At 72.2% G+C, this 16117-nt stretch carries 12 protein-coding genes; 7 read left to right on the top strand and 5 right to left on the bottom strand.

The window, feature by feature from the left end; genetic code table 11:
- Window positions 1–40 precede the first annotated feature (40 nt).
- The 3 genes from M8J73_RS07355 to M8J73_RS07345 form a co-directional block, all read right to left on the bottom strand.
- The gene (locus M8J73_RS07355; RefSeq protein WP_249828372.1) at window positions 41–838 is read right to left on the bottom strand and encodes a ThuA domain-containing protein; all 798 of its coding nucleotides are present in this window, start codon (window positions 836–838) and stop codon (window positions 41–43) included.
- A 3-nt stretch (window positions 839–841) separates the two neighbouring features.
- Window positions 842–1606 carry an SDR family NAD(P)-dependent oxidoreductase gene (locus tag M8J73_RS07350; RefSeq protein WP_055542280.1) on the bottom strand — a complete coding sequence of 255 codons (765 nt, stop codon included), beginning with the start codon at window positions 1604–1606 and terminating at the stop codon, window positions 842–844.
- Between the two features lie 484 nt (window positions 1607–2090).
- Window positions 2091–3371 (bottom strand): acyl-CoA dehydrogenase family protein, encoded by a 1281-nt coding sequence (locus tag M8J73_RS07345; RefSeq protein WP_055541121.1) that lies wholly within the window; start codon window positions 3369–3371, stop codon window positions 2091–2093.
- Window positions 3372–3565: 194 nt separating this feature from the next.
- On the opposite strand from M8J73_RS07345, the gene M8J73_RS07340 reads away from it, so the two are divergent.
- From M8J73_RS07340 to M8J73_RS07315, 6 genes are all read left to right on the top strand, one after another.
- A complete protein-coding gene (locus M8J73_RS07340; protein WP_055541122.1) occupies window positions 3566–5104 on the top strand; it encodes an AMP-binding protein in 1539 nt (512 codons plus the stop codon).
- Window positions 5105–5153: 49 nt separating this feature from the next.
- Window positions 5154–5759 carry a histidine phosphatase family protein gene (locus M8J73_RS07335; RefSeq protein ID WP_055541123.1) on the top strand — a complete coding sequence of 202 codons (606 nt, stop codon included), beginning with the start codon at window positions 5154–5156 and terminating at the stop codon, window positions 5757–5759.
- 61 nt (window positions 5760–5820) lie between these two features.
- On the top strand, window positions 5821–7011 hold the full coding sequence (locus M8J73_RS07330; protein WP_249828371.1) for an acetyl-CoA C-acyltransferase: 1191 nt from the start codon (window positions 5821–5823) through the stop codon (window positions 7009–7011).
- 17 nt (window positions 7012–7028) lie between these two features.
- Window positions 7029–8138, top strand: a complete 1110-nt coding sequence (locus M8J73_RS07325) for a PDR/VanB family oxidoreductase (RefSeq protein ID WP_249828370.1) — start codon at window positions 7029–7031, stop codon at window positions 8136–8138.
- Window positions 8139–8252: 114 nt separating this feature from the next.
- Entirely contained in the window at window positions 8253–11480 is a 3228-nt protein-coding gene (gene icmF / locus M8J73_RS07320) for a fused isobutyryl-CoA mutase/GTPase IcmF (protein ID WP_055538130.1), read from the top strand.
- Window positions 11481–11527: 47 nt separating this feature from the next.
- The gene (locus M8J73_RS07315; protein ID WP_055538131.1) at window positions 11528–12388 is read left to right on the top strand and encodes a 3-hydroxybutyryl-CoA dehydrogenase; all 861 of its coding nucleotides are present in this window, start codon (window positions 11528–11530) and stop codon (window positions 12386–12388) included.
- Between the two features lie 77 nt (window positions 12389–12465).
- On the opposite strand, the gene mgrA is transcribed toward M8J73_RS07315, so the two are convergent.
- A complete protein-coding gene (gene mgrA / locus M8J73_RS07310) occupies window positions 12466–13464 on the bottom strand; it encodes an L-glyceraldehyde 3-phosphate reductase (protein WP_055538132.1) in 999 nt (332 codons plus the stop codon).
- Window positions 13465–13591: 127 nt separating this feature from the next.
- On the opposite strand from mgrA, the gene M8J73_RS07305 reads away from it, so the two are divergent.
- On the top strand, window positions 13592–14485 hold the full coding sequence (locus tag M8J73_RS07305) for a LysR family transcriptional regulator (protein ID WP_055538133.1): 894 nt from the start codon (window positions 13592–13594) through the stop codon (window positions 14483–14485).
- Between the two features lie 85 nt (window positions 14486–14570).
- Here the strand turns inward: M8J73_RS07305 and M8J73_RS07300 are convergent, their stop codons facing one another.
- A complete protein-coding gene (locus M8J73_RS07300) occupies window positions 14571–16112 on the bottom strand; it encodes a helix-turn-helix domain-containing protein (protein WP_249828369.1) in 1542 nt (513 codons plus the stop codon).
- Window positions 16113–16117: the final 5 nt, after the last annotated feature.

Raw genomic sequence — 16117 nt, 5'->3', positions numbered from 1 at the left:
GGCGGGGCCGGAGAGTTTCGCCCCCGCCGCCCCGTCGTGCTCAGCGGTACGCCGAAGCCTCCGTCGGGCCCCGCTCCCCCACCGCCCGTGCCACGCAGCGCCGCAGGATCGTCAGGAACTCCGGCGTGCCCCACGGCCCGGTGTCCACGCTCCCGGTGTCCGCCACGCCCAGGTCCTGCATGTCGTAGCGGCCCCGGCAGTGGCCGAGGGTGAAGTAGCAGACCTCGCCGAGGCCGTGCCGTCTCAGATACAGCACCGGCCGGGGAGCGTTGTCGACGGCCGCCGCGTCACCCTCGGCGAAACCGCGGCACGGACCCGTGTACTCGGCGTGCAGCAGCACCTCCGACTCGCCGTGCAGCTCGCACACGTACAGCTCGTCGGTGACCGTGAACGGTTGGATCCCGGCGACCAGCGGATGGCCGGGCCGGGTCACCCGCACCTCGTACGGTTCGATCGGCGGATGTGCCAGGAACTGGCTGCCGAGTACGGCCGCCACGTCACCCAGGAGCCGCGGCGTGCTGAAGACCCGCGGCCCGCCCGGGGCGGGCGGCTCGATCACCGCGTTCGTGCCGTGCAGGGCCAGCCAGCGCCCGCCCCGCGCCACGAACCGGGCCAGTGCCGCCCCCTCGGCCGGGCTTGGCCGGACATCGCAGGTGTAGGTGATCAGCAGGTCCGCCTCGTCCAGCGCGGCGGGACAGTCGTAGTCCTGGAAGACCGTCGTACGCACCTGCGGATGTTCGCCGAGAAGCTCCAGCAGTCGGAGCCGCGCGTAGTCGAAGTCGTGCCATCTGCCTCCGCAGACCAGTACGGCGTCCGCACGGCCGGCCGGGCCCCCCACGGCTCAGTACTGGACGCGGGTCAACAGCCCGCCGTCCACCACGAGGTTGACCCCGACGCAGAAGGAGCCGGTCCGGCCGAGCAGGAACGCCACGGCGGCCGCCACGTCCTCCGCGGTGCCGTAGCGGCCGATCGGCAGTTTGGCGAGGACCTCCTCGTACACCTCCGGCCGGCTGACCCGGATGGTCTCCCAGGCTCCCCCCGGGAAGTCGATGGGGCCGGGCGAGACGGTGTTGACCCGGATGCCCTTCGGGGCGAGTGCGTGCGCGAGGGCCGACGCGTGCTGGACCACGGCGGCCTTGAGGGCGGAGTAGGAGTTGGCGCCGGCGGGTCGGGCGGTGTCGGAGGCGTTGGTGGTGCCTATGGCGACCACGGCGGCCCGGTCGGAGGCCTCCAGGTGGGGCAGGGCCGCCTCGACGAGTCCCGCGAACGGGATCAGGTCGCCACGCAGGCTGGCTTCCCACGACTCCGGGCCCTTGACGTTGCCCGCGGAGACGTTGGACACCAGCAGGTCCAGGCCGCCCAGTTCACCGGCCGCGCGCTCCACGAAGGCGGCGAGCGCGGCCGGGTCGCCCACGTCGACCGGCTCGGCGAACACCGTCGCTCCCTCACCGCGCAGTTCGGCGGCGGTCTTGGCGAGCGCCTCCTCGCCCCTGGCACACAGCGCGAGGGAGCAGCCCTCGGCCGCCAGGGTGCCGGCGATCGCCCGGCCGATACCCCGGCTCGCACCGGTCACCAGCGCCTTCGCGCCTGTCAGTCCCAGATCCATCGGTGTCACTCCTTGGTGATTGCGGAACGGTCCAGAGGGTGTCGAGCCGCCCCGCGGACGCGGAACGGCTCCGTGCGGCCGGGCCACGGCCGGCCCCGAGGGACCGGGACGCGCCGAGTTCTCGGCGGGAACGGCCCCGAGGTCGGAGGAGCGCGCTCGCGACCCGGCGGGCCTGCGGGGCTCGGGGGCCCGGCGGACGTGAGGGGGCTCGGGGGCCCGGCGGACGTGAGGGGCTTGGAGGCCCGGCGGAGGTGAGGGGCTTGGAGGCCCGGCGGAGGTGAGGGGCTTGGAGGCCCGGCGGAGGTGAGGGGCTTGGAGGCCCGGCGGTGGCGAGGCGGCTCGCAGGCCCGGCGGACCCGAGAGTTCTGGAGGACCCGGCGGAGCCGAGGGTTCTGGAGGACCCGGCAGCCACCGGGCGCCAAGGCCCCGGCGGCCTCGACGCCTCGGGCGCGGCACCCACGAGATCCTGCCGGCCCGTGCTGACTCAGTCGCCGGGCAGTTGCGAGAACGGCACCCGGTCCACCCGCGGCTCCGGCGGCAGCTTCAGTACGCGCTCGCCGATCAGGTTGCGCTGGATCTGGTCGGTGCCGCCCGCCAGCCGGTAGCCCGGGGCGCCGAGCAGGTGCTCGGTCCAGGCGAAGGTTCCCGGCTCTCCCGTGTCGGCGCAGATCCGGGCGCCCATGAGGTCGGCGGCGACCTGCCCGGTACGGGTGAGGAGGTCACTGGCCATCAGCTTGGTCAGCGACGCCTCGGGGCCGGGCCGGCCGCCTGCGGCGCTCGTCCGAGCGACACGGTCCACGGTCGCGGCTCGCAGCACGGTCCGGACGTACAGGTCGGCGAGGTGCTGTCGGACCAGCGGGTCGGCGGTGCGGCCGAGCGAGCGGGCGAGGGCGAGCACATCCGTGAAGGTGCCGCCCTTGCGCCGGTTGCCGCTGCCGGAGGCGGTCCGTTCGAAGCCGAGGGTGGCGGTGGCGACCTCCCAGCCCTGGCCCGGGCGGCCGATCCGGAGCCGGTCCGGGACGCGGACTCGGCTGAGGAAGACCTCGTTGAAGGAGGCACCCCCGCTCATCTGCCGGATGGGGCGCACTTCCACGCCGACGGCGTCCATCGGGACCAGGAAGGCGGTGATGCCCGCCTGCTTGACGACGTCCGGATCGGTGCGGGCGAGCAGCAGGCCGTAGTCGGCGAACCGGGCTCCCGAGGTCCACACCTTCTGGCCGTCGATGACCCAGTCCCCACCGCTCCCGGTTTCGTCGGCGCCGGGCTCTCCGCTTTCCTCCTGCCGGGCGCGGGTCCGCAGACCCGCGAGGTCCGAGCCGGCGCCGGGTTCGCTGAAGAGCTGACAGGCCAGCAGGTCGGTACGGAGGAAGGCGCGCGCGAAGTCGAGGCGCTGCCGGTCCGTGCCGAACAGCGAGACGGCCATCGCGACCAGGCGCACGGTGACGCTGATCAGTTCGGTGGACGGCGGCACGTCGAAGGCGGACTCCTCCTCCGCGAAGGCCGCGGCATGGGCGGCGCTCAGGCCCGCCCCGCCCCGGTCGGCGGGCAGGGTCAGCGCCTGGTACCCGGCGTCGAAGCGGGCCCGTTGATAGGCGCGGCAGCGCTCGATGAGCAGAAGTTCCCGGTCCTCGGGGAGGTTGTGGAACACCGCGAGGTCGGCCGGCTCCTCCGCGGACGCCGACGCGGACGGGTCACGCGGTTCGAGCTGCGTGGCCAGCCACTTCCGGGCCTGTGCGCGCCATGTGTCCAGATCCTGCCGGGGCATGGGACCTCCCTGAGAACACTTACCGGATGGAAGCTTGAGTAACGGAGGAGGACGAGAAGGTCGGCTCATCCTTCGAACAGGCGGATAGACCTCTGACTCGCCTCAGAGTGTTCCGCACTTTCTTGAGAAACGCTACAGTCTCGGCATCGTCCCTCCCGTCAGCCGGGAGGGGGCCGAGAGCCGCCGGAGGAGCCATGTCGCAGCTGCCACTCGACCGTCGCGCCCAGAAGACCCCGGACGAGCCCGCCCTGGTGGACGACTGGGAGGTGCTGTCCTGGTCCGGCCTCGCGGACCAGGTGGCACGGGCGTCGCTACGACTGCTGGAGATCGCCCCCGGTCCGCATGACCGGGTCGTGGTGCTCGGCGACAACGCGGCACCGACGCTGGTGGCCCATCTCGCGGGACTCCGGGCCGGTGTGGGAACCGTGGCCGCGTCCCGGCATCTGACGCCGGGTGAACTCGTGGACCAGATCATCGACTCGGGGGCGACCGGGATCGTCACCGGCCCGGCGGGCGCCGGATCAGCCCTGGACGCCGCCCGGGAACTGGGCCTTCCCCTCGTGATGCACGGAACCCCCGCGATCGGACACGCCTTCGACTGGGACCTGTGGCTGGCTGCCGCGCCCGCCGGGGGGACCGTTCCCGGGGACCGGCCCGCCCGTCCGCCCCTCGTCTACACGTCGGGCACCACGGGACGGGCGCGCGGCACCGAGGTGCGCTGGGTGAGCGGCCCGGTGGCCGACAGTTCTGCCTATCTCGCCGCGATGTCCACCCGATCCGGATTCCCTCCGGGACCGCACCTCGTGTGCGGCCCGCTGCAGCACAACGCGCCGCTGACGGCTCTGCGCCATCTGGCGGCGGGACAGCAGGTGGTCGTCCTCGGACGATACGACCCGGCGATCTTCCTGAGCCGGGTCGCGAAATGGCGGGTCACCTCGACGGTCATGGTGCCCACCCACTTCCAACGCCTGCTCGCCCTGCCGGACGAGGTGCGTGCCCGGTACGACGTGTCCAGCCTCACGCAGGTGTCCCACACGGGGTCCGCGTGCCCCCCGGACGTGAAACGAGCCATGATCGAGTGGTTCGGTCCGGTGCTGACCGAGTCGTACGGGGCCAGCGAGGCGGGCACCGTGGCCCGCATCGGCAGCGTCGAGTGGCTGGCCCATCCAGGCTCGGTCGGGCGCGTCCAACCGCCGTTCGAGGTGCTGGTGACCGACGACGACGGCCGGCCGCTGCCGCCGGGCGAACGGGGGCTACTTGCCTTCCGGGCGCCCGAGGACCGGGGCGTGCGCTACCACGCGGACCCGGACAAGACGAGGTCCGCCTATCTCTCCCCTGGTGTCTTCACCCTCGGCGACATCGGCTATGTCGACGCGAGCGGCTACATCTTCATCACCGACCGGGCCGCGGACGTCGTGGTCTCGGGCGGCGTCAACCTCTACCCGGCCGAGAGCGAGGCCGTGCTGGGGCAGCACCCGGCGGTCGCCGAGGTGGCGGTGATCGGCGTGCCCGACCCGGACTTCGGCGAGGCGCTGCGGGCCCTGGTCGTGGCGGCCGGGGACGGCGGACCCGCGGAGGAACTGGACCGGTTCTGCCGTGACCGGCTGGCCGCCTACAAGTGCCCCAAGTCCTACGAGTTCGTGTCCGAGCTTCCGCGCAACGCCATGGGCAAGCTCGACAAACGCACGATGCGCCGCCCCTACTGGCACTCCGAGCGGACCATCGCGGGCTAAGAGCTCCGGGGCGACCGACGCCCCCTGCCCCTCGTACGAAGGATCACCCATGACCGAACTCCTCCTCATCCGGCACGGCCTCCCCCTGGCGGGAGTGTTCGACCCGGGGCTGTCGCCGGAGGGCACCGCCCAGGCCGAACGCCTCGCCGCCTGGCTCACGCACGACGACATCGACGCCCTGTACACCAGCCCCTTCCGGCGGGCACGAGAGACGGTGGCGCCCCTGGAACGGCGCACCGGCATGACGGCGACCGTGCTGGACGACCTCCGCGAATGGGACACGGACGTCTCGCACCCCTACACGCCACCGGAGCAGATCGGCGCCGACGATCCCCGGGCGGCGGCACTCGCCGAGGGGCGGTACGAGGACTTCGTGCCCGATCTGGACTGGAACGCCTTCCGCGCGCGTGCCGTACGGGCCATGGAGACCGTCTTCGACTCCCATCCCGGGGGGCGGGTCGCGGCCGTCTGCCACGGCGGCATCACCAACACCTATCTGGCGACCGTGCTCGGCCTGCCCACGATGTTCTGGTTCCACCCCGGCTACACCTCGATCAGCAGGGTGCGCAGGCTGCCGGGCGGCCGGATCGTGCTGCATTCGGTGAACGAGACGGCCCACATGATCGCCGAACGCGCCCTCGACACGGTCGCCTGAACGCATCGCACCTCTCCCCCTGGGGCCCGACGCGCCCCTCGTTCCGCAGGAGGTCCCGGCCGTGCCCGGATCCGTCATCGTCGCCGGAGCCAGAACACCCATCGGCAAACTCATGGGCGCCCTGAGCACCGCCTCCGCCGTCGACCTCGGCGCCCATGCCATCAGCGGCGCGCTGGCCGCCGCGCGCCTGGACCCGGCCGCCGTGGAAGCCGTCGTCATGGGCCATGTCGTCCAGGCCGGTGCCGGTCCCAATCCGGCACGGCAGGCAGCGGTCCGTGCCGGAATCCCGTTCTCCGTGCCCGCGAGCACCGTCAACAAGCTCTGCCTGTCGGGTCTGCACGCCATCGCCCTGGCCGACCTCATGATCGCCTCCGGGCGGCACGAGGTGGTCGTCGCGGGCGGCATGGAGTCCATGTCGGGCGCCCCGCACCTGCTGCGCGGGGCTCGGGCCGGCTGGAAGTACGGCGCGGCCCCCGTGGAGGACGCCCTGGACCGCGACGCCCTCGTCTGCGCCTTCGACGGCGTCTCCATGGGCGCGGCCACCGAGCGCCACCAGCGGCCGTACGGGCTGAGCCGCGAGGAGCAGGACGAGTACAGCGCGCTCTCCCACCGGCGGGCCGCCCGCGCCCAGGAGTCCGGGGTACTGGCCGGCGAGATCGTCCCGTTCACGGTGACCGGGCGGCACGGCGAGTCGGTGGTGGACACCGACGAGGGCGTACGGCCGGACAGCACCGCCGAGATCCTGGGGCGGCTGAGGCCGGCGTTCTCCGGCGGAGGCACCATCACCGCGGGCAACTCCTCCCCACTGTCCGACGGCGCCGCGGCCGTCGTCGTGATGAGCGCCGAACGCGCCCGGTGGGAGGGCCTCACCCCGCTGGCCGAGATCGGGGCGTACGGCACGACGGCGGGCCCCGACGCCTCCCTGCTGGTCCAGCCCGCCGGGGCGGTCCGCGACGCCCTCTCCCGGGACGGCCGGTCGAAGGCCGCCGACCTGGATCTGTTCGAGATCAACGAGGCGTTCGCCGGGGTCGCCCTCGCTTCCGTGCGCGAGCTGGACATCCCCCTGGAGAAGGTGAACGTCAACGGCGGCGCCATCGCCCTCGGTCACCCGGTCGGCATGACGGGTGCCCGCCTGGTGCTGTCCCTCGCGACGGAGCTGCGGCGCCGGGGCGGGGGCCGCGGAGCCGCAGCCCTCTGCGGGGGCGGCGGCCAGGGCGACGCCCTCCTGCTGCACGTGCCCGCACACACCTGACCCCGGAGCCGACCACCATGAACGACCGCCTGCCCCCCGCCGGCACCCTCCTCGCCCCGACGAACCGCACCCCCGGGACCGCCCTCCCGGCGGCGACACCCACGACGGCCGAACGGGTCACCACCGTGTCGCGCCCCGGTCCCGCCGGGGCCGTCACCGCCGAGGCGACCCCCGACCCCGCCGGGTTCGTGCTCACCGTGGCCACCCGCGTCCTGGCCGCCGACGGTGTCGTCTGCCTCGCCCTGCGGCGCCCGGACGGCGGGGCACTCCCACCCTGGACGCCGGGCGCCCACATCGACGTCTTCCTGGACGGCGCGGACGGCGGCATGATCCGCCAGTACTCCCTGTGCGGGCGCCCCGGGGAGCGGGACGTCTGGCGGATCGCCGTGCTGCGCGAGCCGCGAGGCCGTGGTGGCTCGGCCCACGTCCACGACCAGCTGCGCGAAGGCGACGCCGTCCGGGTCCGCGGCCCGCGGAACAACTTCCCGCTGCGCCCTGCCGCCCGCCATCTGTTCGTCGCGGGCGGCATCGGGATCACACCGATCCTGCCCATGGTCGAGGCGGCCGAGGCCGCGGGGGCCGACTGGCGTCTGCTGTACGGCGGCCGCACCCGCGCCTCCATGGCCTTCCTGGACCGCCTCGCCCCGTACGGCGACCGCGTGCTGGTCCGCCCTCAGGACGCCTACGGCCTGCTGGACCTCGCCGCCTTCGTCGGCCCGCCCGAGCCCGACACCCTGGTGCACGCCTGCGGTCCGGAGCCCCTGCTGGAGGCCTTGCGGGACACGTGCGCCAACTGGCCGCCGGGCACCCTGGGGGTCGAGCGGTTCGCCCCGGTCGAGGCGACGGCCGCGGGCCCGGCGGAGGCCTTCGAGGTCGAGCTGGCCCGTTCCGGGCTCACCCTCACGGTGCCGCCGGGGCGATCAGTGCTCGAAGCGGTGGAGGAGGCCGGTGTGACGGTGGACTTCTCCTGCCGGGAGGGCACCTGCGGCACCTGTGAGACCGACGTACTCGAAGGGACGCCCGACCACCGTGACTCCCTGCTGACGGAGGAGGAGCGGGCCGGCGGCGACACCATGCTCATCTGCGTCTCCCGCTCGTGCGGACCTCGCCTGGTCCTGGACCTGTGAGCGGCACGCTCGCCCACGACCGGAGATCTCAGCACCGTAGTGGCTCCCCATAATTTACTAGGACGTCCTACTATCTGTTCGTCAGCGTTCTCCCCACCCTCCGAGAAGGCCTTCATGACCCTGCACCGACCCGTGCACCCAGTCCGCCTGATCACCGCTTCGGCTCTCTTCGACGGGCACGACGCGTCGATCAACATCATGCGGCGCATCTTCCAGTCCCAGGGAGCCGAGGTGATCCACCTCGGGCACAACCGATCGGTGCGGGAGGTCGTGGACGCGGCACTGGAGGAGGACGCCCACGGTGTGGCGGTCTCGTCCTACCAGGGCGGGCACGTGGAGTACTTCGAGTACCTGACCGAGTCGCTGCGCGAGCGGGGAGCCGACCACATCCGCGTCGTGGGCGGCGGGGGCGGTGTCATCGTGCCCGAGGAGATCGCCCGGCTGCGCGGCAGCGGGGTGACCATCTTCTCGCCGGAGGACGGCCAGCGGATGGGCCTGGCCGGAATGGTCAACTCGGTGGTGAAGGACTGCGACTTCGACCTCTGGGACGACCGACCGGTCGACGCGGCGGACGTCCTGTCCGGGGACCGCTTCGCGATCGCTCGTGCGATCACCGGCGCGGAACTCGGCAAACTGCCCGCGGACCTCCTCGGCCGACTGCGCGCGGCCGCGGGGGCCCGCAGCACGCCGGTCCTCGGCATCACCGGCACCGGCGGCTCGGGGAAGTCCTCGCTCACCGACGAACTGGTACGCCGCTTCCGCGTCGACCAGCAGGACAAGCTGCGGATCGCGGTGATCGCGGTCGACCCGACCCGCCGCCGGGGCGGAGGCGCCCTGCTGGGCGACCGGATCCGGATGAACTCCCTGGACGGCCACCGCGTCTTCTTCCGCAGCCTGGCCACGCGGGGCAGCCGTGAGCTGCCGGAACACCTGTCCGACGTGATCGACGTGGTCAAGGCCGCCGGGTTCGACCTGGTGGTCGTGGAGACCCCGGGCATCGGACAGGGCGACGCGGCGATCGTGCCGTTCGTCGACACCTCGATGTACGTGATGACGCCGGAGTTCGGCGCGGCCTCGCAGTTGGAGAAGATCGACATGCTCGACTTCGCCGACGTCGTGGCGATCAACAAGTTCGAGCGGCGCGGCGCCAAGGACGCGCTGCGGGACGTCGGACGCCAACTGGTCCGCAACCGCGAGGCGTTCGGCATGCGGCCCGAGGACATGCCGGTGTACGGCACGTCGGCGGCCACCTTCAACGACGACGGCGTCACCGCGCTCTACCAGCATGTGCGCACCACCCTGGCCGAGAAGGGGCTGCCGCTGTCCGAGGGCGTTCTGCCGAGGGTCGAGGTGCGTCACTCCTCCGGTATCCGGCAGGTGGTTCCCGCCGACCGGGTCCGCTACCTCGCCGAGGTCACCGAGACGGTCCGCCGGTACCACGCGGCGACCGAGCGGCTGGCGGAGGCGGCCCGGCGGGTGCAGCGCCTGGACCTGGTCCGGGGGGAGCTCGTCGAGTCCGGCACCGACGCCGGGAACGTGGAGTCGCTGCTCGACGACGCCCGGGGCCGACTGCCGCACGACATCGCGGCGCAGATCGAGAACTGGCCCGCGGTCGTCGCCTCCTACTCCGGCGACGAGCAGGTGGTGAAGGTCCGGGACAAGGAGATCCGCACCAGGCTGACCCGCGAGTCCCTCTCCGGCAACAAGATCCCCCGGGTCGCCCTGCCCCGGTTCACCGACCACGGGGAGCTGGTGCGGTTCTGGCGCCGGGAGAACCTGCCCGGACACTTCCCCTTCACGGCCGGGGTGTTCCCCTTCAAGCGCGACGGTGAGGACCCGGCCCGTATGTTCGCCGGGGAGGGCGACCCGTTCCGCACCAACCGCCGCTTCAAGCTGCTGTCCGAGGGCCAGCCCGCCACCCGTCTGTCCACCGCGTTCGACTCGGTCACCCTTTACGGCCGCGACCCCGACGAGCGTCCCGACGTCTACGGCAAGGTCGGCACCTCCGGGGTGTCGGTGGCGACGCTGGGCGACATGAAGGCCCTCTACGACGGCTTCGACCTGGTCGCGCCCACCACCTCGGTCTCCATGACGATCAACGGGCCCGCGCCGACCGTCCTGGCGTTCTTCCTCAACACCGCCATAGACCAGCAGTTGGAGAGGTTCCGTGCCGTCGAGGGCCGCGACCCCTCGCCCGAGGAGGCGGCAGGGCTGCGGGCGCACGCGCTGGCGAACGTGCGCGGCACGGTGCAGGCCGACATCCTCAAGGAGGACCAGGGGCAGAACACCTGCCTGTTCTCCACCGAGTTCTCCCTGCGGATGATGGCCGACATCCAGGAGTGGTTCATCGCCCACCAGGTGCGCAACTTCTACTCGGTGTCCATCTCCGGCTACCACATCGCCGAAGCCGGGGCGAACCCCATCAGCCAACTCGCCTTCACCCTGGCCAACGGCTTCACCTACGTGGAGGCGTACCTCGCCCGGGGTATGCGCATCGACGACTTCGCCCCCAACCTGTCGTTCTTCTTCTCCAACGGCATGGACCCCGAGTACTCGGTCCTCGGCCGGGTCGCCCGCCGGATCTGGGCGGTGGCGATGAAGGAGAAGTACGGCGCGAACGAGCGCAGCCAGAAGCTGAAGTACCACGTCCAGACCTCCGGCCGCTCCCTGCACGCCCAGGAGATGGACTTCAACGACATCCGCACCACCCTCCAGGCGCTCATCGCGATCTACGACAACTGCAACAGCCTCCACACCAACGCCTACGACGAGGCCGTCACCACCCCCACCGAGGATTCCGTCCGCCGGGCCCTGGCCATCCAGCTGATCATCAACCGGGAATGGGGCCTCGCGATGAACGAGAACCCCCTCCAGGGCTCGTTCGTCATCGACGAGCTCACGGATCTGGTCGAGGAGGCGGTGCTCCAGGAGTTCGAGCGGATCAGTGAGCGCGGCGGTGTGCTCGGCGCCATGGAAACCGGCTACCAACGCGGCCGCATCCAGGACGAGTCGATGCTCTACGAGCAGCGCAAGCACGACGGCACGCTGCCCCTCATCGGCGTCAACACCTTCCGCAACCCGCACGCCGGGACCGCCGAACCCGGCGCCATCGAGCTGGCCCGCGCCACCGAGGAGGAGAAGCAGTCCCAGCTGGAGCGCGTACGGGACCACCAGGCCCGGCACCAGGAGCAGGCCCACGCCGCCCTGGCCGCCCTCAAGGACGCGGCGGTGAGCGGCGACAACGTCTTCGCGGTCCTCATGGACGCCGCCCGCGTCTGTTCGCTGCAACAGATCACCGAGGCCTTCTTCGAGGTCGGCGGCCAGTACCGCCGCAACGTCTGAGGCCGCTCCCCCGTACCCCCGCGCAGCATCGTCAGAGAGGACCTCAGATGGATCCCGTCACCCGTCTCGGCGTCGTGGGCTGCGGCCTCATGGGCTCCGGCATCGCCGAGGTCGCCGCCCTCGGCGGCCTCGACGTCCGGATCGCCGAAGCCACCCATGACGCCGTCGAGGCCGGCCGCCGCCGGATCACCGCCTCCCTCGACCGGGGCGTACGGCGCGGCAGGCTCAGCGAGGAGCGGCGGGACCAGGCCCTCGCCGGGCTGTCCTTCACCCATGACCTCAGCGACCTGGCCGACCGCCGGTTCGTCGTCGAGGCCGTCGCCGAGAACCGCGACATCAAGACCGACGTCCTGCGCGCCCTCGACAAGGTGGTGGAGGACCCAGCGGCGATCCTCGCGACCAACACCTCGTCGATCCCCGTCGTCGACCTCGCGGTCGTCACCGAGCGACCCGCGCAGGTCGTCGGCATGCACTTCTTCAATCCCGTGCCCGTGCAGCGGCTGGTGGAGGTCATCCCCGCCCTGACCACCAGCCAGGAGACCGTGCGCCGCACCCGCGACTTCGCCGGGCAATTGGGCAAGCAGGTCATCCAGGCGCCGGACCGCTCCGGCTTCGTCGTCAACGCGCTGCTCGTGCCGTATCTGCTCAGCGCGGTACGGATGGTGGAGTCGGGCGGCGCCCTCCCCGACGACATCGACCAGGGCATGGAACTCGGCTGCGCCCACCCCATGGGTCCCCTGCGCCTGCTCGACCTCATCGGCCTCGACACCGCGCAGGCGGTGGCGGAGTCCATGTACGAGGAGTTCAAGGAGCCGCTGTACGCGCCTCCGGCCCTCCTGCGCCGCATGGTCGCCGCGGGTCACCTCGGCCGCAAGACCGGCCGCGGCTTCTACACGTACGACGCGTGAGGCACCCCTGACAGGAACACGCGGAGGATGCCGTGACGACACCGGTCGTCACGGCCCCCCTCTGCCGGGCCCGGAGGCTACGCCTTGCCCTCGATGATCGCGTCGATACGGGCCAGTTCGCCGGCCTCGAAGTCGAGGTTGCGGATCGCGCCGACGCTGTCCTCGATCTGGCGGGCGCTGCTCGCACCGACCAGCGCGGAGGTCACCCGGCCGCCGCGCAGCACCCAGGCGAGGGCGAGCTGGGTCAGCGACTGACCGCGCGACTTGGCGACCTCGTCGAGGGCGCGCAGCCGGCCCACCAGGTCCTCGGTGACCGCGTCGGAGTTCAGGAACGGGCTGTCGCTCGCGGCCCGCGAGTCCTCCGGGATGCCGTCGAGGTAGCGGCCGGTCAGCAGTCCCTGCTCCAGCGGGGAGAACACGATGGAGCCCCCCTGGAGCTCGTCGAGGGCGTCGAGCAGACCCTCGCTCTCGGGGCGCCGGTCGAGCATCGAGTAGCGCAGCTGGTGGATGAGGAGCGGGGTGCCCAGCTCGCCCAGGATGCGGGCGGCCTCACGGGTCTGCTCGGCCGAGTAGTTGGAGACGCCGACGTACAGCGCCTTGCCCTGCTGCACCGCCGAGTGCAGGGCGCCCATCGTCTCCTCCAGCGGGGTGTCCGGGTCGGGACGGTGGGAGTAGAAGATGTCGACGTAGTCGACGCCCATGCGCTTCAGGCTCTGGTCGAGCGAGGACAGCAGGTACTTGCGGGAGCCCCACTCTCCGTACGGGCCGGGCCACATCAGATAGCCCGCCTTGGTGGAGATGACCAGCTCGTCGCGGTACGGGGCGAAGTCGGCCTTGAGCGCCTCGCCGAACGCGGACTCGGCGGCGCCGGGCGGCGGACCGTAGTTGTTGGCCAGGTCGAAATGGGTGACACCCAGGTCGAAGGCGCGGCGCAGGATCTCGCGCTGGGTCGTGACGGGCCGGTCGGGGCCGAAGTTGTGCCACAGGCCGAGTGAGAGCGCCGGCAGTTTCAGACCGCTGCGTCCGGTGCGCCGGTAGGGCATGTCCGCGTAACGGTCGTGGTGTGCGGTGTACAACGCGACTCCAGAGGGGTTGGCACGGTGGGTCCGGGTTCCCTGAGAACCGGTGTCCACTCTTTCGCGACCTGGGGGCATTGGTCCAACAGAAGAATCCGATGGGATTCAGCGCTTACGCTTCTCAGTCATGGAGCTCCGTCATCTGCAGCACTTCGTCGCGGTCGCCGAGGAGGAACACTTCACCCGGGCGGCCGAACGGCTGCTGGTCTCCCAGTCCGGTCTGTCCGCGTCCATCCGCTCGCTGGAACGGGAGCTGCAGACGCCGCTGTTCGTACGGACGACGCGCCGGGTGACGCTCACACCGGCCGGCCGGGCGCTGCTGACGGAGGCGGAGCGGATCCTGGCGCAGGTGCGGTCGGCGCACGAGGCGGTGGCCGCGGTGCAGGGTGTCCTGCGCGGCATGCTGGCGCTCGGGTCGGAGCAGTGCATCGCCGGGGTGCATGTGGCGGGGCTGCTCGCCGCGTTCCGGCGGCGGCACCCGGATGTGGAGATCTGTCTGCGGCAGGCCGGCTCCGGCGCCCTCGCGGACGAGGTGGCGAGCGGGCGGCTCGACCTGGCCTTCGCGGTGCGGACCGCGCAGGAGGACACCGACCAGCTGCGGGTCGTCCCGTTGACCGGTGAGCCGATGACCGTGCTGTGCCATCCCAGCCACCGTCTCGCGACCGCCGGCGCGGCGGTGACGCCCGACGAACTCGGCGGTGAGGTCTTCGTCGACTTCCACCCGGACTGGGGGCCGCGCCGCACGACCGACGCCGTCTTCGCGGCCGCGGGCGTCCGCAGGACCGTGCCCCTGGAGGTCAACGACGTGCACAGCCTCCTCGACCTCGTCGACGAGAACCTCGGCATCGCCGTCGTACCGCGCCACTTCCGGCACAAGCGCGCGTCGCTCACCGCCGTCCCCGTGAAGGGCACCGACGACACCGTGTACGAGACGGTCGCCCTGCTGCCGCCCCCGCAGGCCATGAGCCCGGCGGCACGGGCCCTGCTGGGGCTGCTGGAACCGCAGATCGACACCTGCTGAGCCGACCGGCCGGCCGGTCGGCCAGTCGGTCGCTCGGTCGCGGGTCGGTCGGTTGGCAAGCGGGGTCGGTCAGCAGGTCGGTCGTTCAGTCAGCCGGTCGTCCGTCCGTCAGGGGCTCCCACTGGTGCTTCCAGGTGGCGTACATGTAGTGGGGCAGGCCCTTGATGCCGGTCGTGCGGAACGGGCGGCCGTGGTCGTCGATCCGGACCGTGCCCGTACGGCCCTCTGAGGACCACTCCAGCTCCAGGTACCAGCGGCAGTCGCACGTCGCGGTCTCCGCGCTGACCAGCAGCACCTCCGGATCCTCGGCCGACACCTTGTACGGCATGCGCACGGCCGGGATCGGCGTCCCCATGTCGCTGCCGCCGACCGGGCGGGCGATGGGCCGGCCCTTGTCCAGGTCGACGTCGAAGTAGCGGGAACTGATCGCTCCGCCGCAGCCCTGGTCCATGGCGTAGACGTTGCCCCCGGCGGGAGCGCTGCGGCCCACGACGCGTACGCGCAGTGCCTTGAGCACGACCGCCTTCGACGACCGCCCCTGCACCGAGATCTCCACGAGTGTCTGCCGGCCGTGCACCGCCTGCTGCGTCGCGGCCCAGGCACCGGCGTCCTGCGGAGGCGGGGGTGGCGGCACCTGCTTCGGCGGCTTCGCGATGACGTAGTCGTGGCTGCAGCCGATCTCCCAGACCTGGGAGTCGGCGGTCCAGGTGAGCGGCACGTCGGCCGCCGCGGGTGGTCTGCGCGCGGTGTCGTCGCCACGGGAGGGGCTGGGCTTGCTCCCCTCGGAGCCGGAGGTGGGCGAGGCCGACGTCGGTTCGGTGGTGGGCTCGGCCGAGGAGGAGGGGCTCGGGGACGGGGACATCAGCCGGTCTCCCCCGGACGGCGTACGGACCGGTACCGGACCGTCCTGCGGGGTACGGCCCGCCGGGGAGCGCTCGGACGACGACAGGGCGGTGTAACTGCCCAGGGTGGTGAGCAGTGCGACGGCCACGGCGGCGGAGGCGAGGATCGGCCGCCGACGGTGCCAGGGACGGCGTGAGGGGGACGCGGGGGAGGCGGCTCCCAGAGCTTCGGTGGGCCCCGTGGACTCGGCCTCGCGGGAGACGGAGTCGGCCCCCACCTCGGTCGCGGCGTGCGGCCCGGCGACGACTCCGACTTCGGCTTCGGCTTCGGCTTCGGCTTCGGCTGCGGCTTCGGCTGCGGCTTCGGCTTCGGCTTCGGCCTGAGCCTCTACACCGGTCTCGCCCTCTGCCCTTGTTTCCGCCTCGGTCTTCGTCTCCGCGTCTGCCGCTGTCTCAGCCCCGGTCCCTGCCCCCTTACTGCCACCGGCCCCGGTGCCCGCCCCGGCCCCCGCGCCCCCCGTCCGCGCCCGCTGGCGGGCCGCGACCGCCAGGAGCCACAGGCGGTGCAGTTCCATCCGTTCCTCCGCGGTCGCCCCGCACAGCGCGGCGAACCGCTCCACAGGGGCGAAGTCCGTGGGGACCGTGTCACCGGCGCAGTAGCGGTGCAGCGTGGACGTGTTCATGTGGAGCCGACGGGCCAACTGGCCGTAACTGCGGTCCGTGCCTTCCTTCAGTCGGGTGAGCCACGCCGCGAATGCCTGGACGTCCTGCGGTGCTGCCGACACTTCTC

This window comes from Streptomyces neyagawaensis (assembly GCF_023516595.1).
GTDB classification, from domain to species: domain Bacteria; phylum Actinomycetota; class Actinomycetes; order Streptomycetales; family Streptomycetaceae; genus Streptomyces; species Streptomyces neyagawaensis.
Note: the sequence above shows the minus strand (reverse complement) of the source record. Positions and strands in the feature narration are given on the sequence as shown.